Raw genomic sequence first — 25,573 nt, forward strand, 5'->3', positions numbered from 1 at the left:
ATCTACAAACTTTATTCTTCACTTATTCACATAACAATGACCATGGTAGTGTTGTACTAGGCTAATACAAATCAATCCATTACAATCACAAACTTATCCATTGTCGGGCTGAGTACTTTGAACAACGAGTCTTCTACACTTCAGCGTGGCTTAAAGAACCGTCATATCCAACTCATCGCCATGGGCGGAGCAATTGGTACAGGCTTATTCTTAGGTTCCGCACAGGTGATTCAATCTGCAGGTCCTTCCATCATTTTGGGTTATGCCATTGGTGGTTTGATTGCATTTTTAATCATGCGTCAACTGGGTGAAATGATTGTACATGAGCCTGTAGCAGGATCATTTAGCCATTTTGCCTTTAAATATTGGGGGAAATTTCCCGGCTTTTTAGCAGGTTGGAATTACTGGATTTTATATATTTTAGTGGCCATGACAGAGCTTACTGCTGTCGCCAAATATATTAATTACTGGTGGCCTTTTATTCCTGCATGGGCATCGGTACTGTTCTTTTTCGTTGTGATTACTTTAGTCAATCTTGGCAATGTGAAATTTTATGGTGAATCAGAATTCTGGCTTTCCATCATCAAGGTAACTGCGATTGTATCCATGATCGTGTTCGGTTTGTATTTATTATTGACCGCCGATGCAGGCTCAACTTCTTCATTTAGCAATCTTTGGACTCATGGTGGATTCTTCCCGAATGGTTTTGAAGGCTTATTCTATATGCTTGCCTTCCTCATGTTCGCTTTTGGCGGCATTGAACTGATTGGTATGGCTGCAGCAGAAGCCAAAGATCCTGAGAAGACCATTCCTAAAGCCATTAACCAGGTCGTTTTCCGTATTCTACTTTTCTATATCGGTTCATTGACGATTCTTTTATCGTTGGTACCATGGAATCAGCTTGATTTAGGTGGTCTGGATAAAAGTCCATTTGTGATGATTTTCAGTCAACTCGGTATTGGCTGGGCAGCTCACTTACTGAATTTCATTATTTTAACCGCTGCGCTGTCTGTTTATAATAGTGGCATGTATGCCAATAGCCGTATGCTTTTCGGCTTGGCACAGCAAGGCAATGCACCCAAGGTATTCCAAAATGTGAATAAACAAGGTGTTCCTATTCCTGCTGTTTTATTTTCAGCACTGTTAATTTTTGGTTGCGTACTTTTAAACTACTTTGTTCCAGAAGATGCCTTAAGCCATTTGATGTATGTCGTGGTGGGTGCATTAGTTTTAAACTGGGCGATGATTACGTTGACTCACCTGAAATTTAAACAAGCCGTTAAGCAAGCATCAATCCAGACCAAATTCCCTGCACTTTGGTCTCCAATCAGTAATTATCTCGTTCTGATCTTTATTGCGACCGTACTTTATATTATGTGGACGCAAGGTTTTAAAGAATCTGTACTAATGATTCCGATCTGGATTGTGGTGATGTTCGGCTTATTTAAAGCACTCAAGATGAATAAATCATAACCAAAACCATAAAGATCTGTCTTTTAAAAAGTTATTGTTTCGACAATAACTTTTTTTTTATCAGTATTTGCGCTAAATTAGCTGCGCATTGTGCCCTTAGCTTAACTGGATAGAGCAGTTGCCTCCTAAGTGACCGACGCGGGTTCGACTCCCGCAGGGCGCACAATCGTTTTAGAGAAATACAAAATTTTCATATACAAAATCTCTGAAACTCATATTTCCACATGAAATAAATATTTAATCGATTCACTTTCAATGACATTTTTTATTCACCACTCAAACTTTACTAATCCCATAAATAAGACCAGGAATTTTTAAAAATTCAGAATAAATATAAAAAGATATAACCTAAAAAATAGCTCCCAGTATCCAGACTTCAATATATTGAGTTCTTTAATCTAAGCCACAGAATTCCTAGAAAAAAATAGTGTGATCTAGATAACAAATTATTACTACACTTTTCACGTTAAATGATTGTTTTTTAATCAAATGGAAATCTAAACCAAATCCCAATTAATCATTTTTTATTTTTATTTTTCAATATATTAAAAACACACCACCACCCCTGTTTAGATTAAAAGCTCTAATAAAGTGTATTTATACACTTATTTGTTTTTCTAGAGCATTTACTCTTTTTTTTATTGTGTTATTTTTGTGACATGGAGTAACAAATGATATTCGGTAAAAAACCGAAGTTACCAAAAAATGAATACTGAGCATAAATAACACAAAGCCGCAGTAAAAAAATTTGTACCTCAAGGAAAGACAGACAATGAAATTAAAAACACTTAGTACAGCGATGATTCTTGCAACAGTACCAATGTCAGGTGCATTCGCAGCCGCTCTAGACCGTTCAGGTCAATCTATTTCAGCATTCCTACAATCTGGTAACTATTTTGAAGCGGGTATTTCTGTTTTAGATCCAAGTGCTTCTGGTAAAGTTCAAAATAATTGGACACCAGGTGGTGCAGCTGCACCCTTAGCTCCTGCTTATCGTGGAACTTCAGTTGGAGAAATGGCAGATGATTACTATTTCCCTAGTGCTGCATTAAAACTTCAACTTACTGATAATTTTTCTTTTGGTTTACTCTACGATCAACCATTCGGGGCTAAAGCGACTTACTCTACCGATACTTATTTGAATCCATTAGCCGGTGGTGTTTTCCATAATGGTATTGAAAATACTGAAGTTGAAGTAAAATCAGAAAATATTTCACTTTTATTAGGCTATCAACCAACTGAAAACTTCAATATTTATGCTGGTCCAGTGTATCAAACAGTTGAAGGGAATGTTCAATTACGTGGTCTAGCTTATGGTAGTACAACTGCATTAGGACAGTATAATGCAAATATGAGCGAAGACTCAGCTGTTGGTTGGTTGGCAGGTTTAGCCTATCAAATTCCTGAAATTGCATTAAAAGCATCTCTAACGTATCGCTCTGAAATTGAGCATGAATTAGATACAAATGAGTACGGCCGTAGTGATATTTTGGCGTTGGTTACACAGAATCCTGCTGCAGCAATCTATAATGTAAATACAAATACTAAGATCTCTACACCTCAATCTGTAAATCTTGATTTTCAAACAGGCATCATGGCAGATACAGTTGCCTTTGCTAATTTACGCTGGGTAAATTGGAAAGAATTTTCGATTCGTCCAGAAAAATTTGAGCAAGTTTCAAAAGCATTAGGAGCTGTAGGTGCAACTCCTAATAATCCTAATGGTTTTGATATCGTTTCTTATACAGATGATCAAATCTCAGCAACTGTAGGTGTGGGTCGTAAACTTAGCGAACAATGGGCTGGTAATGTTTCTGTAGGTTGGGACTCTGGTGCGGGTAACCCAGTTTCTACTTTAGGCCCTACTGAAGGTTATTGGAATGTGGGTCTAGGTTTACAATTTAGCCCTGCTCCAAACTACTTTATTGCTGGTGGTGTTAAATACTTCTGGTTAGGCGATGCAAAAGCTCAAGCAGCTTCTGATTTTGGCTCTAGCTCATATGTTGCCGACTTTGAAGATAATGATGCGTTTGGATACGGCTTAAAAATTGGCTACCGCTTCTAAAATTATTTGATAAATTAATAAAAGACCATTGTTCACAATGGTCTTTTTTACATTACATCACTTGTTTTTTTAATAGCGCAATCTATATGTTTTAAATTTGATCAAAAAAAAATTACTTATATTGCCCTATTTTTTTAAGCTTATTACTCTATTTTTTTACTTATAAATCATTAATATACAAAAGTATTGTTAGTACTTTTACTCTATTCAAGTCTATTTTTTGAATTAGTCAGTTCATTTTGCACTCAGTTCTCAGCGTTTACTCTTTTTTTATTTATGTTACTTTCCCGTAACTTTTAAAAAGATGAAGCGACTCAGGGAAAAGAATCTATGAAGCTTACAGTAATTCATTCAGCAATTTTAATCAGTTTACTTCCATCTGCTTCAGTTTTTGCTGCTGGCTTAGACCGTTCTGGACAGTCAATTTCAGCTTTTTTACAATCAGGTAACTATGCTGAAGCTGGTATTTCTGTTCTTGATCCGACTGTTAAAGGTAAAGATAACAGCGGTAATAAAGTTGAAGATATGGGAGATGACTACTATTTCCCTTCTGCAGCCATTAAAGTTCAAGCAACTGATAAAATTTCCATAGGTCTTTTATATGACCAACCTTATGGTGCAGATGCGACTTATCAAGTAGATGGTTCTAGCTTTTCAAATGGTTCTGAAGGCACTTCTGTTGAAGTAAGAACCAACAATCTAACTGCTTTAATTGGTTATCAACCTAATGAAAACTGGAATTTCTATGCTGGCCCGGTTTGGCAAACTGTTGAAGCTGACATTAAATTACGTGGGGCAGCTTACTCATTATTAAGTGGCTACAACATTAAAGTAGATCAAGAAGAAGCGTATGGTTGGTTAGCTGGTTTTGCTTATCAAATCCCTGAAATTGCATTAAAAGCTTCTGTAACTTACCGTTCTGAAATTAAACATGAAGCTAAATCGCATGAAACATCTATGTTGCCTGCGATTGCTCAATCTCCAAATTATGCAAATATTCTGACACCTCAGCAAAAATACGTTTTCTCTCAATTAGGTGAAGTAAACAGCACGGTAAATGCAACAACACCGCAGTCTGTTAATGTTGACCTTCAAACTGGTGTAGCACCAAATACTCTTGCTTTTGCTAACTTACGCTGGGTACATTGGGATCAATTTGCAGTCAGCCCAGCATTGTTAAAAATTATGGGACAAGACCTAATCAATTATTCAGATGATCAATATTCAGCAACTGTAGGGTTAGGCCATAAATTTAATAATAAATGGTCAGGTACAGCAGCGGTTGGATACGATTCTGGCGCAGGTAATCCTGTAACAACTTTAGGCCCTACTGAAGGTTATTGGAGTGTTGGTTTAGGCGGTCAATATAGCCCCGCTGAAAACTACTTTATTCAAGCTGGTGTAAAATATTTCTGGTTAGGTGATGCACAAGCTCAAACAGGTGGCATAGTAAAAGGTAGCTTCGAAGATAATCATGCTATTGGCTACGGTATGAAAATCGGTTACCGCTTCTAATTGCGTTAAAAATTAGGATTAAACAAGAAGGGGCGCTCTAAGCGCCCCTTCTCTTTTGCTTAAAACATCTAATTAAGCTGGAATATCGCGAACTGAAGCATTACGAATGGCTTCTTTTAACGCTTCATAACCATGAATTGGTGGAAATTGCGGGAATTCAGCAATCACGTTTTCAGGCGCATCAAACAAGAAACCGTGGTCTGCTTCACCTAGCATCGTGGTATCGTTATACGAGTCACCCGCTGCAATCACACGGAAGTTCAAACCGTGAAGTGCTTTAACAGCTTGACGTTTTTGATCGGGTTGGCGAAGTTTATAGGCAGAGATCATGCCAGCGTCATCAGTTTCTAACTTATGACAGAAAATAGTCGGCCAATCGAGTTGCTTCATAAGTGGATGAGCAAATTCATAAAACGTATCTGAAAGAATAATGAGTTGAAAATGAGTACTGACCCATTTCACAAATTCTTTTGCACCAGGGAAAGGTCCCATATCTGCAATCACTTCCTGAATATCATTTAAGCCTAAACCGTGCTCTTTTAAGATATTCAGGCGCTGCGTCATCAACACATCGTAGTCTGGGATGTCACGTGTAGTTGCTTCCAATGCTTTAATTCCAGTTTTTTTGGCGAAGTTAATCCAAATTTCTGGAACTAACACCCCCTCAAGATCAAGACATACGATTTCCATGGGTTCTCCCAATGTCAGTGAAAAATTTTGCGCTATCATAGCTTAAAAATTGACAGTCTATGTGCTGTTTTTTAAATCTGTTTTATTCATAAGTATTTATTTTTTAGTGATAAGCAGGCTATTTCAATTCTATTAAAATCGTTGTGAATTAAATTAATATAGGTTTTTAAGTGTCCAAGCCTATACGCCAGGAACTGTCATGACTACGATCCCCACCATTGACCTTGTCGATGCACTTGCCTCTGAATATGCCGATAAATCTCCCAGCGAGATTCTGGAACTTGCTTTAAGTCAAGAAGGTGAAATTGCCATTTCATTTTCAGGTGCTGAAGATGTGGTTTTGATTGATATGGCCTCTCACCTCGGTAAACCATTTCGTGTCTTTAGTTTAGATACCGGTCGTTTACACGCAGAAACTTATCAATTTATCGACCAAGTTCGTAAACATTACAATATTGATATCGAAATTTGCTTCCCAGAAACAGAAACGATGCAACAACTGGTCACGGAAAAAGGTTTCTTTAGCTTCTATCAAGATGGACATAAGGAATGTTGCGGCATCCGTAAAGTTCAACCTTTACGTAAAAAACTGGCAACATTAGATGGCTGGATTACCGGTCAGCGTAAAGATCAAAGCCCGGGTACTCGTAATGAAATTCCTGTGGTTGAGGCCGATGCCGGTTTTTCTGGTCCAGGTAAGCAGTTAATTAAGTATAATCCGCTAGCCAACTGGTCAAGCGCGGATGTCTGGAATTATATTCGTATGATGGAGATTCCTTATAATCCGTTGCATGAACGTGGTTTTATTTCTATTGGCTGTGAACCCTGTACTCGCCCCGTCCTCCCGAACCAACATGAACGTGAAGGTCGTTGGTGGTGGGAAGAAGCCACCCATAAAGAATGTGGATTACATGCTGGAAACCTAAAAAAATAATTTTTCAATAAAAAGCCACTGTTTTCAGTGGCTTTTTATTCACTTTTCCTTACACAGAAATCGGTTCTTTTATTTTTGAAAAAAGATATACTGAAAAAACGGTTTTTATAATTCTAACAAGCCTGTTCAAATAAGAACAGCCAATGAAATTGCAGTGAGGCATTCCACGCTATGCGTCCATTACACCCTATTGATTTTATTTTTCTGTCGCTAGAGAAACGTCAGCAACCGATGCATGTCGGTGGACTCTTTTTATTTCAAATTCCTGACAATGCACCTGAAACATTTATTCAAGATCTCGTTGCTGATATTCGTAAATCCAAGTGTCTTCCTGTTGCACCTTTTAATAATAAACTGAATGGCCTATTTTGGGATGAAGACCAAGAATTTGACTTAGACCATCATTTCCGTCACATCGCACTTCCTCATCCAGGTCGAATCCGTGAATTACTGACTTATATTTCGCAAGAACATAGCGCTCTGCTTGATCGTGCTAAACCACTTTGGACCTGTAATATTATTGAAGGCATTGAAGGCAACCGCTTTGCCATGTACTTTAAAATTCACCATGCGATGGTCGATGGTATTGCCGGCATGCGTTTAGTTGAAAAATCACTGTCGCGTGATCCTCATGCCAAAAGTATTGTGCCACTGTGGTGTGTTGAAGGTCCTCGTGCTAAACGCTTTAAAGAACCCCAAAAGAAGAGCCGCATAAAAAAAATTATGGGTGCTTTAAAAGAGCAAATTGAAGCGACCCCCAAAGTCATGTATGAATTATCTCAAACCATCTGCAAAGATATGGGACGTAATCCTGACTATGTTTCAAGTTTCCAGGCACCAAGCAGTATTTTAAATCAACGCGTGAGTTCTTCGCGTCGTTTTGCAGCACAATCCTTTGATCTGGGTCGTTTAAGCAAGATTGCCAAAGCACTCGGTGTGACCATTAATGATGTGGTATTGGCGATCTGTTCCGGCGCACTGCGTGAATATTTACTCAGTCAACATGCATTGCCGAAAAAGCCCCTCATTGCCATGGTACCTGCTTCAATTCGTGATGATAATTCTGATGTCTCTAACCGTATCACCATGATTCTAGCCAATTTAGGCACCAATAAAGAAACACCATTAGAACGTCTGCAAATTATTCGTCGTAGTGTGTTAAATGCGAAACAGCGTTTTAAACGCATGAACTCAAATCAAATTTTAAACTATAGTGCATTGGTTTACGGTGCAGCGGGCTTAAATATTGTGTCAGGCATGATGCCAAAACGTCAGGCATTCAATATTGTGATTTCTAATGTACCCGGACCGCGTGAACCTTTATATTGGAATGGTGCCAAATTAGATGCACTCTACCCGGCTTCTATTGTTTTAGATGGACAGGCCCTCAATATTACGATGACCAGTTATTTGGATAAATTGGAAGTCGGCTTAACAGGCTGTCGAAATGCCTTACCTAAAATGCAAAACCTACTGACTCACTTGGAAGATGAAATTCAGCGATTTGAAGAGATCGTGGGTCAAGAAACCCCAAAGTTACAGGCGGTGAGTTAACCGCAAGTGATAAAGAATAAATATGAATAAATTAAGGGGCTTTTGATGAGCCCCTTAATTTTTAATTGCACGACATTGATTTAATAATTGATGGCAGACTGAACGAATCATGGCAGCAGTAATCTGAACTTCTTTGCCTTGCTCATCGACGATATAACCATTCTGTTTTGGTTTATTATCTAACGCATTCAAACTTTTTTTAATAACTACTTGACTCATACTCATGTCATACCTCTTTTTTTGCTAAGCCAAAAAGGGAGATTTTGGCTTTGGCTACTGTGTATGACTAGTATTAGAAATTACATCAAGAAAGTAAAATTTCAGATGTAACAAGTATTTAACGATATTCTGTTACAATTTCAGCTCAGAATGATATCGTATTGCTCTTGCGTATATAGATTTTCCACCTGAAACTTGATCATACGCCCTATAAAGTGCTCCAAATCGGCCACTGCCGGTGCTTCGGCTGTTAACAATCGGTCAATCACCAAAGGGTGCGCAACAACGGTAAATTCACTTTTTGATTCAAAAGCGCGTGCATATCTTAAAATTTCTCGAAAAATTTCATAACACACCGTCTCTGCAGTTTTCACATAGCCACGTCCCTGACAGGTCGAACATGATTCACATAACAAGTGTTCTAAAGATTCACGGGTACGCTTACGGGTCATTTCGACCAAGCCGAGCTCTGATACTTGGGTGATTTTAGTTTTGGCATGATCACGTTCAAGCATGCGCTCAAACTGACTCATCACTTCTTCACGATGCTGCGCTTCCTGCATATCAATAAAGTCGATAATGATAATGCCACCCAAATTGCGCAAACGCAGCTGACGTGCGATCACTTGCGTCGCTTCCATATTGGTTTTGAACACGGTGTCTTCCAGTGTTCGACCACCGACATATGAACCGGTATTGACATCAATCGTGGTCATCGCTTCAGTCTGGTCTAGCATCAAATATCCGCCAGACTTGAGTGCGACACGCGTTTGTAGCGCTTTTTGAATATCTTCTTCTACATTGTACAAGTCGAAAATAGGGCGTTCACCTGGGTAGTGCACCAGTCTGGTTTGCATACTGGGTACAAATTCTTCAACAAACTCTAGCAACTTGGCATGAATTTCACGCGAATCGACTGAAATCTTAGCGGTATCTTCATTGGCTAAATCACGAATCACCCGTTGTGGAAGCGGCAGCTCTTCAAAAATTAGTGAAGGTACAGCAATGCTGGTTTGCTTGCGCTGAATAAACTCCCAAAGCTTGGCCAAATACGCCATATCCTGGGCAATTTCTGATTCTGGAATACCTTCAGCAGCAGTACGTACAATCACACTGCCCGGTAGCTTATGTTCAGTTTGAATGCCTTCAATCATCGAACGTAAGCGATCACGTTCCTGTTCAGATTCAATCCGTTGTGAAACGCCAGTATGATGACCATAAGGCATAAGAACGAGATAACGCGAAGGAATAGAAAGGTCGGTACTTAAACGCGCACCTTTGGTTCCGAGCATGTCTTTCATCACTTGAACAGTGAGGATTTGACCCGGTTGTAGCAGCTCAAAAACATTGGGCGTGGGTTGATTACGCGGCCACACCATATCGTTAATATGCAAAAATGCGGTACGAGATAAACCAATATCTACAAACGCGGCTTGCATACCCGGCAAAACGCGAACAACTTTGCCTTTGTAAATATTTCCAACCAAACCACGTTTAACCGTGCGCTCTACAAATAGTTCATTGACCGTACCATTTTGGATTAAGGCCACCCGACATTCCATAGGTGTGACGTTAATCAACAACTCGTCAGACATAATAAGACTCAAAACATTATAAAAATTCTTTTTTTCAGCCGTTAATTTAGTGCCTTAACTGACTGTAATAACTGTACTGTCTCATATAAAGGTAAGCCCACAACGTTACTATAACTTCCTTCTATGCGAGGAATATAACGTGCTGCAATCCCCTGAATGGCATAAGCTCCCGCTTTACCTACAGGTTCGCCTGTCGCCCAATAACTTTCCATATCATCGAGACTTAATTGTTGAAACTCAACCTGCGTTCGTACCACTATACTTGATTTTTCTGTCATTGTACGTACGCAAACACCTGAAAATACATCATGTTTACGACCTGAAATACGTTGCCACATTTCAAAAGCATGTTGTTTAGATTCAGGTTTACCTAAAATTTGATGATCGACACCTAAACTGGTGTCAGCTGCGATAACAATGGCATCGGGGAATTGATCCAAGACCACTTGAGCTTTGCTGCATGCGAGACGTTCCACATAAGCTGCAACGCCCTCGCCTGCTAAAACCGATTCATCAATCTCGGGACTAAAAATTTCAAATTCCAGTCCAAGTTGCTGAAGCAGCTCGCGCCGGCGCGGAGAACTCGAAGCGAGAATTAAACGCGCCATTTTCTTAACATAAAATAAATAACAGGAAAAACTAAAACACTGCTCACTAAGGGCTGCCAGTGTCTTGCAATCGAAAATTGCATACCACCCATAATTTGAGCGATCCAGGTCATAAACAAATGTGCCAACACGGCCAAGAAACTAATGACCCATAGATTAGCAAAGGTCAAAATGCGACGTTCCCGGGTTAAAAATCTGGCGATAAAAGTGATCATCACAAAGGTTAAAGCATTCATCCCCAAAGGTGCATCCACCAGAAGATCGGTAAAAATACCGGTCGCAAAGGCGAACCAGATCCCACACCATGTCGGCTGGCACATGATCCAAAACAGCATGACCAGCAACATGAATAATGGACGTGCGCCTGAAATAGCATAGGACAATGGATAAACAATCAGTACTGAACAGATAATGACTGAAACAATAATGGCAATTAAAGGATCACGGTTGTTTTCAGAACGTAATTTAGCGAGCAGCATACGGTTGTTCCATCGCTAACGAATCAGAAAAAAGCACGACCACATGATGTCCACCTGCCAACAGCGCTGCTGGAATCACCTCTATTTTGGCAAATTCACCCGAATTATGTCGATTCACTTTAGACACTGTTCCCACTAGGTAACCCGCAGGGAAATGTGCACCCAAACCTGAGCTATACACTTTTTCACCGACTTTGATGTTGGCACTGGTTGGAACATATTCCATTTTCAAATGACCTAAATCACCTGTACCAGTCACAATGGCACGCATTCCGGTATGTTCTAAACGTACAGATAGAGAATGCTCTTTATCGGACAACAGCATGATCCGGCTACTATGCGGATAGACATCGATAATTTGCCCCATAATGCCTTTGTCATCCAAAACCGTTTGACCGACTTTGAGCTGACTGCTTGCACCACGGTTAATCACAATAATATGTCTGAGTGGATCTGCATCTGTACCAATCACCTCTGCAATTTCCATACGCCCATCAATAATCAGTGGGGTATCGAGTAAACCTCTTAGACGGGTATTTTCAGCAGAAAGTTCAGATAATTTTTGCAGACGAACTTGCGCCTGTAAAAGCTCGGCTTGCATCGCGGTATTTTCACGACGTAACTGGGCTTCAGACTTGGTTTGTTGATTTAGCCATTCTCGCGATAACACCGGATAACTTGCTAAGGCATAAATAGGATTATATGCCGCATACAAGACATCACGTGCGGGCTGAATCACATGCGGCATGCGCCAGTTAAAAAATAGCACGACCCAGCATGTGATGACCGCAATGATAAATGAGCGAAAAGATGGCGGTTGTCTAGAAAACAGATTTGTTTGCACCCGCCTGGTCCTTAACTTAGCCTACAAATAGCATGTCATGATTTGGGTTATCAAAGAATTCTAAGACTTTACCACCACCACGCGTCACGCAAGTTAACGGATCTTCTGCGACAACCACAGGTAAACCTGTTTCTTGTGCAAGCAGTTTATCGAGGTTACGCAATAATGCACCGCCACCTGTCAAGACAATGCCACGTTCTGCAATGTCAGATGACAATTCAGGTGGTGTTTGTTCAAGTGCAGATTTAACAGCAGAGACAATATTTTGTAATGGATCAGAAATGGCTTGCATGATTTCATCAGAAGTCACAGTAATTGCACGAGGTACACCTTCTGCCAGGTTACGACCACGAACTTCGATTTCGAGTGGTTTAGCACCTTCATCCGGCAATGCCATACCCACTTCTTTTTTAATCACTTCAGCAGTGGTTTCACCAATCACGCAACCATGTGCTTTACGTACGTAGTTAATGATCTGTTCATCAAATACATCACCGCCAATACGTAGCGAGTCTGCATAGACACAGCCTTGTAATGAAATAATGGCAATTTCAGTGGTACCACCACCAACATCAACCACCATTGAACCACATGCTTGCTCCACCGGCATACCCGCACCAATTGCAGCAGCCATTGGCTCTTCAATCAAGCGAACATCACGCGCACCGGCATTAAATACCGCTTCACGGATGGCACGGCGTTCTACCAGTGTCGATTTGCAAGGAACACAAACCACGACACGCGGTGCAGGTGGAAATAGACGTCTTTCATGCACTTTGCTGATAAATTGGTTCAGCATGGTTTCTGTAACTTCAAAATCGGCAATCACACCATCTTTCATGGGACGGATTGCAGTAATATTCGCAGGAGTACGACCAAGCATTTGCTTTGCATCAAGACCTACCGCGGCAACAATTTTTTGTGAACCACTGTGACGAATTGCCACAACCGTCGGTTCATTTAATATAATGCCTCGTCCTGGTGCATAAATAAGTGTATTTGCTGTACCTAAATCAATGGCTAGATCGGGCGAAAACAAGCCAATTAGTCTTTTTAGAATCACGGAGACGTTCTCGATTAAACTTTATGTGGACGCAAGGTGGCAACTTTAACTAAATGTGATGATTTGAACAAGTCAATCGCTTATTATAACGCACGATATTTTGAATTTTTTTAATACTGATCAGGTGATGTTATGTCTACAACGGATGCACAGCATTCTGCAGATTTAAATGCACAAACAGTTTCAGCAATCGCCAATCTTGCACGATTGTCGCTAGATGATACGCAATCTGCTGAATATGCTCAAAGTCTAAATAAAATTTTAGGCATGATGGAAACCTTAAAGGGCATTGACACAGAAGGTGTCGAGCCGCTTAAAAGCCCATTTGACAATCCACAACCCTTACGTGAAGACGTGGTTTCTGAAGAAAATCATCGTGAAGAATATCAAGCTGTTGCACCTGCAACTCAAGATGGCTTGTACCTTGTTCCACGCGTGATTGAATAAATACCAATCAGTCAAACCATTTTTGTTAAATTAAACGTAAAGAATTATTTCTCATGACAGATTTACATCGCTTATCGATTCGTGAACTTTCTGAGGGTTTAGCTGGTTCTAAATTCTCGTCTCGTGAACTCACCGAACATTATTTAAAACGCATTGCAAAAATCGATGCCCAAGTACAAAGTTATGTCACGGTTACGCCTGAACAAGCCTTAGCTCAAGCGGATGCTGCGGATGCCCTGCGCCAATCTGGAATGGCCAATGTGTTGACTGGTGTTCCGATTGCACACAAAGATATTTTCTGTACCCACGGCATTAAAACCACTGCCGGTTCTAAAATGCTGGACAACTTTATCTCTCCTTACGACGCGACCGTTGTAGCGAAAGGTAAAGTTGCAGGTTTGGTGACTTTAGGTAAAGTAAACATGGACGAATTCGCCATGGGTTCGACCTCTGAGTCATCTTACTTTGGCGCAACCAAAAACCCGTGGGCACTGGATCATGTTCCTGGTGGTTCTTCAGGTGGTTCTGCTGCTGCTGTAGCGGCTGACCTTGCACCATTTGCAACCGGTACTGATACAGGTGGCTCAATTCGCCAACCTGCGTCTTTCTGTGGTCTTACAGGGCTTAAACCGACTTATGGTCGTGTGTCTCGTTTCGGTATGATCGCCTATGCATCATCTTTAGACCAAGGCGGCCCGATGGCGCGTTCGGCTGAAGACTGTGCTTATTTGATGAATGTAATGGCAGGTCATGATGATCGTGACTCAACTTCTGTAAACGTTGATGCTGATGATTACGTTGCTAACCTGAATGCTACTTCGGTGAAAGGTTTACGCATTGGTATTCCGAAACAGTACTTCAACGTTGCCGGCTTGGATGCTGACGTTAAAGCACGTGTTGAAGAATCGTTGAAAAAACTGGAAGAGATGGGCGCGACTCTGGTTGAGATCGATCTCAACATGACTGATGCTTATGTTCCAACCTATTACCTGATTGCACCTGCTGAAGCATCGTCTAACTTACAACGCTTTGATGGTGTTCGTTACGGCTACCGCTGTGAAAATCCGGTGGATTTAACAGACTTGTACAAACGTTCACGTTCAGAAGGTTTTGGTCCCGAAGTTCAACGTCGTATCCTGATTGGTACTTACGCGCTTTCTGCCGGTTATTACGATGCTTACTATGTGAAAGCACAGAAAGTACGTCGTTTAATCCAGCAAGATTTCTTGAAAGCCTTTGAATCTGTTGACGTGATTGCTGCACCTTCTGCACCAACCACAGCCTATAAAATTGGTGCGTCTTTAGACCCAGTTGAAATGTACTTGGGCGACATCTACACCATCGCAGTGAACTTGGCAGGTTTACCAGCCATCAATGCACCTGTTGGTTTTGATAAAGATCAATTACCCGTTGGCTTACAGTTGATTGGTAACTACTGGTCAGAATCTCAATTGTTGTCTGTTGTGCATCAATATCAACAAGCAACCGATTGGCATACCAAACGTGCGGCAATTGCAGAGGAGACAGTGTAATGGCGAAGCTGATTGATGGTTGGGAAGTTGTTATTGGTTTAGAAATCCATACACAGCTCAACACGAACTCTAAAATTTTCTCTGGTTCTTCGACCACTTTCGGTCAAGACCCAAATACTCAAGCCAGCTTGGTTGACTTGGCGATGCCGGGTGTATTGCCAGTACTGAACAAAGCAGTGGTCGATTTGGCGGTTCGTTTCGGTTTAGGCATTGATGCCTACATCGACAAAGCATCTGTATTTGCGCGTAAAAACTATTTCTACCCTGACTCTCCTAAAGGCTACCAAATTAGCCAGATGGACAACCCGATTGTGGGCTTGGGTCATGTTGATATTCAACTTGAAGATGGCACTGTAAAACGCATTGGCGTAACACGTGCGCATCTGGAAGAAGATGCCGGTAAATCTTTACATGAAGATTTCGCAGGCATGACCGGTATCGACTTGAACCGTGCCGGCACTCCGCTGCTTGAAATCGTCTCTGAACCGGATATGCGTTCGGTTGAAGAAGCTGTGGCTTATGTGAAAACCATTCACACCCTTGTACGCTGGCTCGGTATTTCTGACGGCAACATGGCGGAAGGTTCGTTCCGTTGTGACTGTAACGTGTCGTTACGTCGTCCAGGCAATGAGTTCGGTACACGTTGTGAATTGAAAAACATCAACTCTTTCCGTTTCATTGAAAAAGCGATCAATGTTGAAATTGAACGTCAAATGGACATTTTGGAAAGTGGCGGAAAAATCACGCAAGAAACCCGTTTGTTCGATCCGAACAAAATGGAAACGCGTTCTATGCGTTCTAAAGAAGAAGCCAACGATTACCGTTACTTCCCAGATCCAGACTTGTTGCCTGTGATTATTTCTGATGAACAAATTGAAGCGATTCGTGCGGAACTTCCTGAGTTACCGAAAGCACGTCGTGAGCGTTTTGTGTCTGAGCATCAATTATCTGAATACGATGCGCACGTGCTCACTGGTTCACGTGAATTGGCTGATTTCTACGAAGCTGTAGTGGTTGCTGCAGGTGGCGCGAAACAAGCTAAATTGGCGGCCAACTGGGTGATGGGCGAATTCTCTGCTGCTTTAAACAAAGCGAATCTGGAAATTACCGATTCTCCAATTTCTGCTGAACAGCTTGGCGGCATGATTGCGCGTATTGTAGACAATACAATCAGCGGTAAAATTGCGAAACAAGTCTTCGGCTTTATGTGGGAATCCAATGGTCAATCTGCCGATGCCATTATTGCGGAAAAAGGCTTGAAGCAAGAAACCGATACTGGCGCGATTGAAGCGATCATTAAAGAAGTTCTTGCTGCAAACGAGAAGATGGTTGAAGAATACAAGTCTGGTAAAGAGAAAGCCTTTAACGGTCTTGTAGGTCAAGTGATGAAAGCGTCACGTGGTAAAGCCAACCCTGCTCAAGTGAATGAATTAATGAAGAAATTGATTGGTTAATCTAATCAGTTAAAAGAAAACCCGCTTTAGAGCGGGTTTTCTTTAAAATATGAAAAATTTGAAAAATTAGATAGCATTTTATATAAAGCTACTTTCCAGTGATTTATACCATAGCCCTGCACAATCAACTTTTGAGATTTTTTTCTAAAATGCAAAGCTAAGACTTGATCAGTTAACTCACCAAGTTCCTCAGGATCATTTAACTCGTAAATTAACTCTGTATTAAAAAAGTTTTGTGCATCAAAAGTGATATTGTCATTAATCTTAAGTTTTTCAAAAGTTTTTTTAATTCGTTGAATATCTATAGGACATTCAACTAAGTCTTTGACGAAATATTCAAACACATAGATATATTTTTTTTCATCCTTAAGTTCCACTCTTTCAGCAATTTGTACATCTAACCAACTAATATTATCTATAACATCAAAATATGGGTGTACTAAAACCGGTTCTGTCCTGCTAGGACTATAAGCAAGTTTATTGTCATTGCACTCTTCACATGCAGGAACTAAATTGATTGGATTTACTGCTAAAAAGATATATTTACTTTCCGGTAAAAAATGATCCACAACCTCAATTTTGTTATTATTACAATAACAACATCTTTTACTGTTATTATTAACAACCCCATCAAGTTTTATACGGTTATAAAATTGATTAGCGTCTACATATCTTTGTTCATTTTTACTAAAATAATATTTATATAATTTTACAAACCAATTATTTTCATGTGTTTTACTTCTTTTACCATTAACATCCATAGGTATATTAAAAATAGTTGGTATATCTAATTCTTCCAATTTAGATTGACGAATTAAATCTAAGTATTTTTCACTTTGAGAATAAACATGATCTTGAATATCAACCATATATTGCTTAATACCTGCATCGTCAATATAGTTGATACATACAGGATAGGTGTCTTGAATAGTAAAATCAGGTAATGGCTTCTGGAACATTAAACTTTCTCTTTTTTCATTTTATTAATAAGTGAAATTATTATACTTTGAGCTTCATCTCCTACTTCACCACTAAATTTTTCAACTACCAAATCATAGAGCTGACTTAAGCTTAAATTTGAATTTTCATCAAAGACTTTTTTTATAATATCTTCAAGTAATGTATAGAAACCACTTTTCTTACTTCTAAGATTAAAAACCTCTTTAGTCAAAGTACTAACACTTTCACCAAATGTTTCAATCGGAGGACGATCAGCTCCAAACTCATCGCCCTCTCTTGAAATAATCCATACTGACTTTTTTGGAACTTCTTGTAAGATCACAGGAGAATGTGTAGCAATAACTGCTACAGCATTTCTATCTATCATTAACCAAGACAAAGCACGAATATAGGCAGAAATCAAAGGAGGATGTAAATATGTCTCTGGCTCATCATAAATTACTAATGATTTCTCGATTACTTCAACGACTAATTTTGTTAAACTCAACAAAATAATTTTATGACCACTACTAAAATCATTAAAGTTTTTTATCAGTTTCTGGTTTTTTTCTAAGATATTTTCTACTTCAGAAACAGTTAAATTATTAATATTAAAATTTTCTTTCTTCAGAATAGATGTATCAATATCATCCATAAGTTTTGATAAGTTCCTATTGGCAAAATAACCATCGATTTCAAGAATCTCTATCATATTCAACCATTTTTTCCTCAAAACCTCTGAAAATTTGCACTTCAATAGAGCAATAATAAAATCCTTGTTAGTACTAGTAATATTCTTATAATTTTCTGTTTTGTGTACCGTTGGGTCTTCTCTTAAACCTATATAAGAATAATACTTCGAATGAATCTTATGCAGATCAATATCTTTAAACAATCTATCAAATGGACTATATGAAACAACTACCAGATTCAATAATACATCTAAATTAGATCGGTATACTATTGAATATTCAGTATTTCCTTCAAAGTACTCTCTTAAGATACTATTTAAAAAAGTTGTCTTACCTACTCCATTACCACCGATAACGACGTGAATATTTGTAGGTGGAAGCGAGTTAGGCACTACTTTAAAATCTAAATTTTTAGATTTTTCTTTGTTTAAAGAATAATTAAAACTAAAATTATATGGTGTTAATTCAACTCCCCCATTTGCCATTCTATAAAGCTTATTTCTAATTTCCTCCTCTTTATAATCCCTCAATAGAGAAGTTCTCACAACACTTAAATCTTTACTTAAAACCTTATCTAATCTATTCAAATCCACTGCTATATCGCTTAATGAATTTAGAATTAATTTTATTTGATCTACAGGAAAAATTTCTTTTAATCTTTTATAAAAATATAAATCCCCTATACTATAAAAACCATCATTTAGTTTTGAAAATTCCTTAGGAATAAAATCCACATAATTAAAATGCTCAGAAGGATTCAGTTTTTCTTTTAATTCATTATCAAAAACAATCTTAATATGACCAAAGTCATGCTTATTAGACCTCTTTCATAAATCATTTTTTACTCAGCTCCAAGTTATAGATTCCAGCGATTAAATTGAATCTCAAACCGAGTCTTTTGCCTCTATTTCGATAACGCTCCGCAAGGATTTTGAAGGTTTTCAGGCTACCAAATACATGCTCAATCCCTATTCTTCTTTTATTGATTTCCTGATTATAGATCTTTAGTTCAGGATCCAATTTACAGCATCTTTTGGCTTTTAAAGGCAACAGGCTATTGGGATACAAAGTATAAATCCCTTGATAACCTTTATCCGCAAGAACAAAGGCTCCTGAAGGAATCTGGTTTAAATTGCGTTTGAACAACTCGAAATCATGCACTGCACCGCGACTGCTACATAAACTCAGAATTTGCTGAGTCTTGTAGTGAATCATGGCCTGTACTTTAAAGGTATGGGTCTTTTTCTTGCCGCTATAGCTTTTCTTCTGTTTTTTTAGGCCTTTGGATTGGAATTTCTGTGGCATCCACGATCACAACATTCCAGTCGATGCCTTCACCTTCGGGTAAACTCTTCGGTAAATTAAAAAGATTGGACCCAATCAGGCAGTCTTCAACATGACGGACAATTCTTGAGGCTGTGGGCTCTGAAACCCCGTAACTCGTCGCAACGTGAAATAAGGTTCGGTATTCCCGCCAATAGCTCAGACAGAGAAGAACCTGGTCTTCCAGGCTTAACTTGGACGGTCTGCCTTTAGTAGGAACATGTTTCTTCAATTGCTCAACCATTAAATAGAAGGTTGACCATGAGATGCCGGTGTATCGCTTGAACTGAGGATCAGAAAGCTTGTTTGAATCGATGTATTTCATCCGCAGATTATGCACGACTGTTAAAAAATCTGGGGTACAAATATTAATCAAAAAGAAGGTCATTTTTTGATTTATGAAAGAGATCTAATGAATCAATATATTAATAAACCTAGCTCTGCATTTATTGCTGTAAGTTGGGTTGCGCTTATCACGGGTGTAGCTGCATATATCATCGGCTTATTTAATGCGTCAATGTTACTGAATGAAAAAGGCTATTATTTAATCCTGATTTTATATGGTTTATTCGCTGCTGTATCTTTGCAAAAAATTGTCCGCGATAAACTCGAAGGCATTCAGGTGACTGCGATTTATTTTGGACTTTGCTGGGCATCAATCGTGATCTGCATCGCATTGCTTGCCATTGGTCTATGGAATGCCTCACTTGAATTAAGTGAAAAAGGATTTTATATCATGGCATTTTTACTGAGTTTATTTGGTGCAGTTGCGGTGCAAAAAAATATTCGCGATTTAGACTATCTCAGAACACATACCCAGCCACCAAGTGTCCCCAATTACTCCAATACACAATTTCAACCTATAGAACATGATGAGGAAAAAAATTAAGCTTTTATAAGCATCATAAATAAAGCTAAGACTTGTCCCTTACTGGCAAGTCTTTATTTTTTATCAGTTCCCCATTAAAAAATTGTGAAGATAAAGCAGACGAGAATCACTCTGCCACGGTGAATTTTCTATGATTGTAAGGAAAATCAAATTAGAGTCATCGCAACGATTGATATTAAATTATTTTATCCTGAACGCATAACAGCCTAAATCATAAGCAAAAATTAATCCACATTCGAAACAACAACATAGTTGCGATGACTGACCAGATTTCAGAAAAATCTTTACCAAAAGTTCCAACTTGGATATACCAAAGAACTGTAGAACCGACCGCGACAAAGTAAAAAAAGAAAGGATATGTAAATGGTTAACAAGAAAAAGAATCCATTGGATGGCTTCTTTCAAAATACGCCCGATTTTTTCCAGAACTTTAAAGGAAAAATTGTTGCCGCTGAAGATATTAAACTGTGTGATTTTTCCAATTTAAATGTGGCTATTGTGGGTGCGAGTCAAATGACAGTGACGTATTTAGATCAAATCTGTAATCAGGCAAAATTGGTTAAAATATTTCAAATTGCACCACATTTTATTTTGCCACACACCGAAAAAGGCATTCATAGACTGCTTTCACATCCTTTAATTATTAAAAATCGCCGCTTGTTTAACAATCGCGTCAAATCATTATTGGCTATTCGCTATCTTGAATCACAACTGAAAGACAACTGGTTAAAACGACAGTTAATGCCCAACTCGGCAAGTGAAAATAAAGTGTTCTTTAAGTCAGATACTTACTATGCAGCACTACAACGTGAAAACTGTAAGTTAATTACCTGGCCGGTGGTTAAAATCACAGAACAAGCCGTACAAAGTATGGAAGGTATTGAACACTTGGTGGATATCATTATCACGACCTATTAAGTTTTAAGCATAAAAAAAGAGGCGGATATGCCTCTTTTTTTATCGATCAATTTATTTCACTGTACCGATATATTGATAATTATTGTTATTCTTTTGATAACGCAAATAATTTTGTGTCAATTCACCTGATGGCTTAATCACTAGAATATCAATTTTTTGAAGATCTGCAGATACACGAATATAGAGTCGATCCATATCAAAAGGTTGGATATTTTGGGGATAATAATTACAGTCATAATGGATATTAATCTGATCCAGTGCTTTTGTTTTAGTCTTAAAGACATTCACACTTTTATATTGGCCATTTTTAATTTGAGTCGCCTGAATGCCATATTGCCCCTCACAACCACTGCCAATATAAGTTTTAGAAATAAGATAAGTTGGAACATTATTCAATTGAGTTTGACGAATGGCTTTAATAAATCCCCCCATCATTGAGTGCGTGTGTAATGACCTTGTTGCCCTGTTTAAACTGCACATAGGACTCAAATTCACGCATTGAGCCACCCGCAGAAATATTAAATGTATAAAACTTGAGCTTTCGATCAGGACTATAATTCAATAAAAGTAGGTTTTTATCGAGTAAATTTTTAAATGGGTATTCAAAACTTTGTGAATTTTTCTCAATAAAGTTTGCTACTTTGGATGCAATTTCTTGGTTAATGCCGTCATTCTCATAGCGATCAGTCAGACTGATTTTATAATATTTATTGATAATATCGGTTTCAAAATTTGCCACAGATTCTGCAAAAGTCTGGCTATTTACCAGGCTCAACATAGCGAAAAAAAGAGTAATTGTTTTTAGCTTTAATATTTTATACATATAACAATCCTCATATTTTTCGATTATTTAAAGTAGAGTTAAAGATTAATTTAACTCTACTTTCACTTTAACCAATACGACGTTTAAGACCTGTCATTTGTAAAACACGGGTTGAAATTTCTTCAATCGACATTTCCGAAACATTCAAATATTTAATTCCTTCAGAAATATAAATCCCTTCAACAGCACGAAGTTCCATCAGACATTGACTGAAACTTGCATAACGGCTGTTTGCCTTGCGCTCAGTACGAATCGCTACAAGACGCTCCGCATCAATCATTAAACCAAACAGTTTACTTTTATGTGGACGCAATACCGCAGGCAAACGGTTATCATCCAGGTCTTCTTCAGTCAATGGATAGTTCGCCACACGAATGCCAAATTGTAATGACAAATAAATTGAGGTTGGAGTTTTGCCTGAACGTGACACGCCAATCAGAATTAAATCGGCTTTGTCATAATGGCGGGTACGTGCCCCATCATCGTTGTCTAAAGCAAAATGAACTGCATCAATACGGGCTTTATACGACTCTGAATCGGTCACTGCATGGGTTTGTCCGACTAAAGTTGTAGGAGGAGTACCTAAAACCTCAGACAATTTACCTATAAGTCCTTCAAATACATCAAGATTTACTGCATTTGCAGTGTTGATAATGTCACGTACATAGGGGTCTACCAGGGTATCAAATACCAAGGGTTGCTGCCCATCACGATCAGCGCGCTGATTGATTTCTGCAACCACATTCATTGCAGCTTCTTCAGAGCTAATATAAGGAATAATATGAATGTCAAAATTAACATGAGGAAACTGTGCTAACAGTGAATGTCCAAGGGTTTCAGCAGTAATTGCCGTACCATCAGAGATAAAAAATACACTGCGCTTAATCTGTTTACCTTCTGACATTAAAATTCTCCTTAAATATTTGTCTAAGTACTGTAAAATCTTTATAGTAAACCGATCTTACATGACTGTCGCCGAGTTAAATCAAAAAGCCACGCGATTTGTTATAATTTCATGCCAAGATAGTGATTAATACTGCAAAAGTGGAGTAACAACTTTGGAAGCGCGCGTAATTGGTCTAGAAAAATTAGGGAAGCACGACGTTGAACTTGTAGGTGGGAAAAACTCATCTTTAGGTGAAATGATCAGCCATTTATCCAATGCTGGTGTGTCAGTACCAGGTGGTTTCGCAACGACTGCGGCTGCTTATCGTGAATTTCTCGAGCAAAGTGGCCTAAACGCTAAAATTCAGGCAGAGCTATCAACTTTAAATGTTGATGACGTAAATGCTCTTGCAGTAGCTGGCGCTAAAATTCGCCAATGGATTGTCGATACTCCGCTTACAGCAGAACTCGAAAAAGAAGTTCGCAACGCTTTCGCTGAATTATCTAACGGCAACCCTGACATCGCGGTTGCCGTTCGTTCATCTGCAACTGCAGAAGATTTACCAGATGCCTCTTTTGCCGGCCAGCAAGAAACATTCTTGAATATCCGTGGTATTGACAATGTCTTGATCGCGATTAAAGAAGTTTTTGCATCTTTATATAATGACCGTGCAATTTCATACCGCGTACACCAAAACTTCAAACATGAAGTTGTTGCCCTTTCTGCGGGTATTCAACGTATGGTACGTTCTGAAACTGGTGCTGCGGGTGTAATGTTTACACTTGATACAGAATCTGGTTTCCGTGATGTAGTATTCATTACTGCATCTTATGGTTTGGGTGAAATGGTTGTTCAAGGTGCGGTAAACCCTGACGAATTCTACCTGTCTAAACCATTATTAAACGCGGGTAAACATTCTATTCTGCGTCGTAATCTTGGCTCTAAACACCAAAAAATGATTTATGGCGAAGAAGCTTCTGCTGGTAAATCTGTGGTTGTTGTAGACGTTGAAAAACAAGATCGTCAACAATTTGCGTTAAATGATCACGAACTTCAAGAACTTGCTAAACAAGCATTGATCATTGAAAACCATTACGGTTCACCAATGGACATCGAATGGGCGAAAGATGGCGACGACGGTCAAATCTATATCGTTCAAGCACGTCCTGAAACAGTAAAAAGCCGTGAAAATGTCGGCACAATGGAACGCTACCTGCTTAAACAAAAAGGTACTGTGATTTGTGAAGGTCGTTCAATTGGTCAACGTATCGGTTCTGGTAAAGTACGTATCGTTTCTTCAATCAAAGAAATGGACAAAGTACAAGACGGTGACGTTCTTGTATCTGACATGACTGACCCAGACTGGGAACCAGTAATGAAACGTGCAGCTGCGATTGTAACCAATCGTGGTGGTCGTACTTGTCACGCAGCAATCATTGCACGTGAGCTTGGTGTTCCAGCAATCGTGGGTTGTGGTAATGCAACTGAAGTGCTTACTGATGGTCAAGAAGTAACAGTTTCTTGTGCTGAAGGTGATACAGGCTTCATCTACGAGGGTGCTTTAGATTTCGAAGTTCAACGTAACTCTATCGAATCTATGCCAGCACTTCCGTTCAAAGTTATGATGAACGTCGGCAACCCTGACCGTGCATTTGACTTCGCTCAAATTCCAAACGAAGGTATTGGACTTGCACGTTTAGAATTCATCATCAACCGTATGATTGGTGTGCATCCTAAAGCGTTATTGAACATCGACAGCCTTCCACGCGAAACTCGTGCAGCTGTAATGGCACGTACTGCAGGCTACTCTTCTCCAATCGAATTCTATGTAGAAAAATTGGTTGAAGGTATTTCAACGCTTGCTGCTGCTTTCGCTGACAAACCAGTGATTGTTCGTATGTCTGACTTCAAGTCAAACGAATATGCGAACTTGATCGGTGGTAAGTTATACGAACCAGAAGAAGAAAACCCAATGCTTGGTTTCCGTGGCGCGAGTCGTTACGTTTCTGACAACTTCCGTGACTGCTTCGAACTTGAATGCCGTGCATTGAAGAAAGCACGTGACGAAATGGGCTTAACCAACATTCAAATCATGATTCCTTTCGTACGTACTGTAGCGGAAGCGAAACGTGTGATTGAGTTATTGGCGCTGAATGGTCTTAAACGTGGTGAAAATGGTCTTAAAGTGATCATGATGTGTGAATTGCCTACTAACGCATTGTTAGCTGAACAATTCCTTGAACACTTCGATGGCTTCTCTATCGGTTCTAATGACTTGACTCAGTTAACACTCGGTCTTGACCGTGACTCTGGTATCGTTTCTCACCTGTTTGATGAACGCGATCCAGCGGTTAAAGCCCTACTTTCTATGGCGATTCATGCATGCCGTAAAGCAGGCAAATACGTAGGTATTTGTGGTCAAGGTCCTTCTGACCATCCAGATCTTGCTAAATGGTTGATGGAGCAAGGTATTGAGTCGGTTTCTTTAAACCCAGACTCGGTTTTAGACACATGGTTCTTCCTTGCTGAAGAAAAAGCTCAACAAGTTTAAGAAACTATGTTAAAAAAAGACCCACATTTGGGTCTTTTTTTTCATCTATAATTTAAGGGTTTGCTATACAAACCTAATTT

General features: G+C 39.2%; 25 protein-coding genes and 1 tRNA gene. 12 read left to right on the forward strand and 14 right to left on the reverse strand.

Going from position 1 to position 25,573, the window contains the following annotated elements:
• Window positions 1-117: 117 nt before the first annotated feature.
• From B9T23_RS01265 to B9T23_RS01280, 4 genes are all read left to right on the forward strand, one after another.
• Window positions 118-1,473 carry an amino acid permease gene (locus B9T23_RS01265; protein ID WP_086192620.1) on the forward strand — a complete coding sequence of 452 codons (1,356 nt, stop codon included), beginning with the start codon at window positions 118-120 and terminating at the stop codon, window positions 1,471-1,473.
• Window positions 1,474-1,563: 90 nt separating this feature from the next.
• Window positions 1,564-1,636: transfer RNA gene (locus B9T23_RS01270), tRNA-Arg, on the forward strand.
• A 609-nt stretch (window positions 1,637-2,245) separates the two neighbouring features.
• Window positions 2,246-3,538 (forward strand): OmpP1/FadL family transporter, encoded by a 1,293-nt coding sequence (locus tag B9T23_RS01275; protein ID WP_067723939.1) that lies wholly within the window; start codon window positions 2,246-2,248, stop codon window positions 3,536-3,538.
• 330 nt (window positions 3,539-3,868) lie between these two features.
• Window positions 3,869-5,053 carry an OmpP1/FadL family transporter gene (locus B9T23_RS01280; RefSeq protein ID WP_086192621.1) on the forward strand — a complete coding sequence of 395 codons (1,185 nt, stop codon included), beginning with the start codon at window positions 3,869-3,871 and terminating at the stop codon, window positions 5,051-5,053.
• A gap of 72 nt (window positions 5,054-5,125) precedes the next feature.
• Here B9T23_RS01280 and thrH read toward each other — a convergent pair whose 3' ends face one another.
• Window positions 5,126-5,743 (reverse strand): bifunctional phosphoserine phosphatase/homoserine phosphotransferase ThrH, encoded by a 618-nt coding sequence (gene thrH, locus B9T23_RS01285; RefSeq protein WP_086192622.1) that lies wholly within the window; start codon window positions 5,741-5,743, stop codon window positions 5,126-5,128.
• Between the two features lie 199 nt (window positions 5,744-5,942).
• Between thrH and B9T23_RS01290 the strand changes: the two genes are divergently transcribed.
• The gene (locus B9T23_RS01290; protein ID WP_067723936.1) at window positions 5,943-6,677 is read left to right on the forward strand and encodes a phosphoadenylyl-sulfate reductase; all 735 of its coding nucleotides are present in this window, start codon (window positions 5,943-5,945) and stop codon (window positions 6,675-6,677) included.
• A gap of 171 nt (window positions 6,678-6,848) precedes the next feature.
• Window positions 6,849-8,231, forward strand: a complete 1,383-nt coding sequence (locus B9T23_RS01295; protein ID WP_086192623.1) for a WS/DGAT/MGAT family O-acyltransferase — start codon at window positions 6,849-6,851, stop codon at window positions 8,229-8,231.
• A gap of 54 nt (window positions 8,232-8,285) precedes the next feature.
• Here B9T23_RS01295 and B9T23_RS16720 read toward each other — a convergent pair whose 3' ends face one another.
• From B9T23_RS16720 to B9T23_RS01325, 6 genes are all read right to left on the reverse strand, one after another.
• Window positions 8,286-8,456, reverse strand: coding sequence for a PA1571 family protein (locus tag B9T23_RS16720; RefSeq protein WP_086192624.1), 171 nt, complete (start codon window positions 8,454-8,456; stop codon window positions 8,286-8,288).
• A 134-nt stretch (window positions 8,457-8,590) separates the two neighbouring features.
• Window positions 8,591-10,045 carry a ribonuclease G gene (gene rng, locus B9T23_RS01305; protein WP_067723934.1) on the reverse strand — a complete coding sequence of 485 codons (1,455 nt, stop codon included), beginning with the start codon at window positions 10,043-10,045 and terminating at the stop codon, window positions 8,591-8,593.
• Between the two features lie 41 nt (window positions 10,046-10,086).
• Entirely contained in the window at window positions 10,087-10,653 is a 567-nt protein-coding gene (locus tag B9T23_RS01310; RefSeq protein ID WP_067723933.1) for a Maf-like protein, read from the reverse strand.
• On the reverse strand, window positions 10,641-11,132 hold the full coding sequence (mreD, locus tag B9T23_RS01315) for a rod shape-determining protein MreD (RefSeq protein WP_067723932.1): 492 nt from the start codon (window positions 11,130-11,132) through the stop codon (window positions 10,641-10,643). Before mreD ends, B9T23_RS01310 begins: the two co-directional genes overlap by 13 nt.
• Window positions 11,119-11,976, reverse strand: a complete 858-nt coding sequence (gene mreC, locus B9T23_RS01320; RefSeq protein WP_086192625.1) for a rod shape-determining protein MreC — start codon at window positions 11,974-11,976, stop codon at window positions 11,119-11,121. The genes mreD and mreC overlap by 14 nt, the downstream gene beginning before the upstream one ends.
• A 16-nt stretch (window positions 11,977-11,992) precedes the next feature.
• Window positions 11,993-13,039, reverse strand: a complete 1,047-nt coding sequence (locus B9T23_RS01325) for a rod shape-determining protein (protein ID WP_067723930.1) — start codon at window positions 13,037-13,039, stop codon at window positions 11,993-11,995.
• Window positions 13,040-13,171: 132 nt separating this feature from the next.
• On the opposite strand from B9T23_RS01325, the gene gatC reads away from it, so the two are divergent.
• Genes gatC through gatB form a run of 3 tightly spaced genes read left to right on the forward strand, consistent with a single transcriptional unit; the run spans window position 13,172 to window position 16,472 of the window.
• Window positions 13,172-13,486, forward strand: a complete 315-nt coding sequence (gene gatC, locus B9T23_RS01330) for an Asp-tRNA(Asn)/Glu-tRNA(Gln) amidotransferase subunit GatC (RefSeq protein WP_067723929.1) — start codon at window positions 13,172-13,174, stop codon at window positions 13,484-13,486.
• 53 nt (window positions 13,487-13,539) lie between these two features.
• Window positions 13,540-15,018, forward strand: coding sequence for an Asp-tRNA(Asn)/Glu-tRNA(Gln) amidotransferase subunit GatA (gene gatA / locus B9T23_RS01335; protein ID WP_086192627.1), 1,479 nt, complete (start codon window positions 13,540-13,542; stop codon window positions 15,016-15,018).
• On the forward strand, window positions 15,018-16,472 hold the full coding sequence (gene gatB / locus B9T23_RS01340; protein WP_086192630.1) for an Asp-tRNA(Asn)/Glu-tRNA(Gln) amidotransferase subunit GatB: 1,455 nt from the start codon (window positions 15,018-15,020) through the stop codon (window positions 16,470-16,472). Before gatA ends, gatB begins: the two co-directional genes overlap by 1 nt.
• 26 nt (window positions 16,473-16,498) lie before the next feature.
• Here the strand turns inward: gatB and B9T23_RS01345 are convergent, their stop codons facing one another.
• From B9T23_RS01345 to B9T23_RS01360, 4 genes are all read right to left on the reverse strand, one after another.
• Window positions 16,499-17,431: an HNH endonuclease gene (locus B9T23_RS01345; protein ID WP_086192632.1), complete on the reverse strand. Its 933-nt coding sequence runs from the start codon at window positions 17,429-17,431 to the stop codon at window positions 16,499-16,501.
• Window positions 17,431-18,837 carry an AAA family ATPase gene (locus B9T23_RS01350; protein WP_086192634.1) on the reverse strand — a complete coding sequence of 469 codons (1,407 nt, stop codon included), beginning with the start codon at window positions 18,835-18,837 and terminating at the stop codon, window positions 17,431-17,433. The genes B9T23_RS01345 and B9T23_RS01350 overlap by 1 nt, the downstream gene beginning before the upstream one ends.
• Window positions 18,838-18,937: 100 nt before the next feature.
• A complete protein-coding gene (locus B9T23_RS01355) occupies window positions 18,938-19,408 on the reverse strand; it encodes a transposase family protein (RefSeq protein ID WP_086192636.1) in 471 nt (156 codons plus the stop codon).
• Window positions 19,356-19,751 (reverse strand): transposase family protein, encoded by a 396-nt coding sequence (locus B9T23_RS01360; protein WP_086192638.1) that lies wholly within the window; start codon window positions 19,749-19,751, stop codon window positions 19,356-19,358. Before B9T23_RS01360 ends, B9T23_RS01355 begins: the two co-directional genes overlap by 53 nt.
• 87 nt (window positions 19,752-19,838) lie before the next feature.
• Between B9T23_RS01360 and yiaA the strand changes: the two genes are divergently transcribed.
• Both yiaA and B9T23_RS01370 read left to right on the forward strand, forming a co-directional pair.
• Entirely contained in the window at window positions 19,839-20,315 is a 477-nt protein-coding gene (yiaA, locus tag B9T23_RS01365) for an inner membrane protein YiaA (protein WP_086192640.1), read from the forward strand.
• Between the two features lie 363 nt (window positions 20,316-20,678).
• Window positions 20,679-21,233: an NAD(P)/FAD-dependent oxidoreductase gene (locus B9T23_RS01370; protein ID WP_086192643.1), complete on the forward strand. Its 555-nt coding sequence runs from the start codon at window positions 20,679-20,681 to the stop codon at window positions 21,231-21,233.
• Between the two features lie 51 nt (window positions 21,234-21,284).
• On the opposite strand, the gene B9T23_RS01375 is transcribed toward B9T23_RS01370, so the two are convergent.
• The 3 genes from B9T23_RS01375 to ppsR form a co-directional block, all read right to left on the reverse strand.
• Window positions 21,285-21,665 carry a hypothetical protein gene (locus B9T23_RS01375; protein ID WP_143222489.1) on the reverse strand — a complete coding sequence of 127 codons (381 nt, stop codon included), beginning with the start codon at window positions 21,663-21,665 and terminating at the stop codon, window positions 21,285-21,287.
• Complete coding sequence (locus B9T23_RS01380; protein ID WP_171263029.1) at window positions 21,649-21,972, reverse strand: hypothetical protein; 324 nt, start codon at window positions 21,970-21,972, stop codon at window positions 21,649-21,651. The genes B9T23_RS01375 and B9T23_RS01380 overlap by 17 nt, the downstream gene beginning before the upstream one ends.
• A 151-nt stretch (window positions 21,973-22,123) precedes the next feature.
• Window positions 22,124-22,960: a posphoenolpyruvate synthetase regulatory kinase/phosphorylase PpsR gene (gene ppsR / locus B9T23_RS01385; protein WP_067726182.1), complete on the reverse strand. Its 837-nt coding sequence runs from the start codon at window positions 22,958-22,960 to the stop codon at window positions 22,124-22,126.
• A gap of 154 nt (window positions 22,961-23,114) precedes the next feature.
• Between ppsR and ppsA the strand changes: the two genes are divergently transcribed.
• Entirely contained in the window at window positions 23,115-25,493 is a 2,379-nt protein-coding gene (ppsA, locus tag B9T23_RS01390; protein ID WP_086192649.1) for a phosphoenolpyruvate synthase, read from the forward strand.
• The last annotated feature ends 80 nt before the right edge of the window (window positions 25,494-25,573 follow it).

The organism is Acinetobacter terrae (assembly GCF_002135195.1).
In the GTDB taxonomy this organism is placed as follows: Bacteria; Pseudomonadota; Gammaproteobacteria; order Pseudomonadales; family Moraxellaceae; genus Acinetobacter; species Acinetobacter terrae.

Coding starts and splice junctions, on each gene's coding strand:
- B9T23_RS01275 (WP_067723939.1), top strand. CDS start 2,246: ATGAAATTAAAAACACTTAGTACAGCGATGATTCTTGCAACAGTACCA.
- B9T23_RS01280 (WP_086192621.1), top strand. CDS start 3,869: ATGAAGCTTACAGTAATTCATTCAGCAATTTTAATCAGTTTACTTCCA.
- thrH (WP_086192622.1), bottom strand. CDS start 5,743: ATGGAAATCGTATGTCTTGATCTTGAGGGGGTGTTAGTTCCAGAAATT.
- B9T23_RS01290 (WP_067723936.1), top strand. CDS start 5,943: ATGACTACGATCCCCACCATTGACCTTGTCGATGCACTTGCCTCTGAA.
- B9T23_RS01295 (WP_086192623.1), top strand. CDS start 6,849: ATGCGTCCATTACACCCTATTGATTTTATTTTTCTGTCGCTAGAGAAA.
- B9T23_RS16720 (WP_086192624.1), bottom strand. CDS start 8,456: ATGAGTATGAGTCAAGTAGTTATTAAAAAAAGTTTGAATGCGTTAGAT.
- rng (WP_067723934.1), bottom strand. CDS start 10,045: ATGTCTGACGAGTTGTTGATTAACGTCACACCTATGGAATGTCGGGTG.
- B9T23_RS01310 (WP_067723933.1), bottom strand. CDS start 10,653: ATGGCGCGTTTAATTCTCGCTTCGAGTTCTCCGCGCCGGCGCGAGCTG.
- mreD (WP_067723932.1), bottom strand. CDS start 11,132: ATGCTGCTCGCTAAATTACGTTCTGAAAACAACCGTGATCCTTTAATT.
- gatC (WP_067723929.1), top strand. CDS start 13,172: ATGTCTACAACGGATGCACAGCATTCTGCAGATTTAAATGCACAAACA.
- gatA (WP_086192627.1), top strand. CDS start 13,540: ATGACAGATTTACATCGCTTATCGATTCGTGAACTTTCTGAGGGTTTA.
- gatB (WP_086192630.1), top strand. CDS start 15,018: ATGGCGAAGCTGATTGATGGTTGGGAAGTTGTTATTGGTTTAGAAATC.
- B9T23_RS01345 (WP_086192632.1), bottom strand. CDS start 17,431: ATGTTCCAGAAGCCATTACCTGATTTTACTATTCAAGACACCTATCCT.
- B9T23_RS01355 (WP_086192636.1), bottom strand. CDS start 19,408: ATGCCACAGAAATTCCAATCCAAAGGCCTAAAAAAACAGAAGAAAAGC.
- B9T23_RS01360 (WP_086192638.1), bottom strand. CDS start 19,751: ATGAAATACATCGATTCAAACAAGCTTTCTGATCCTCAGTTCAAGCGA.
- yiaA (WP_086192640.1), top strand. CDS start 19,839: ATGAATCAATATATTAATAAACCTAGCTCTGCATTTATTGCTGTAAGT.
- B9T23_RS01370 (WP_086192643.1), top strand. CDS start 20,679: ATGGTTAACAAGAAAAAGAATCCATTGGATGGCTTCTTTCAAAATACG.
- B9T23_RS01375 (WP_143222489.1), bottom strand. CDS start 21,665: ATGGGGGGATTTATTAAAGCCATTCGTCAAACTCAATTGAATAATGTT.
- ppsR (WP_067726182.1), bottom strand. CDS start 22,960: ATGTCAGAAGGTAAACAGATTAAGCGCAGTGTATTTTTTATCTCTGAT.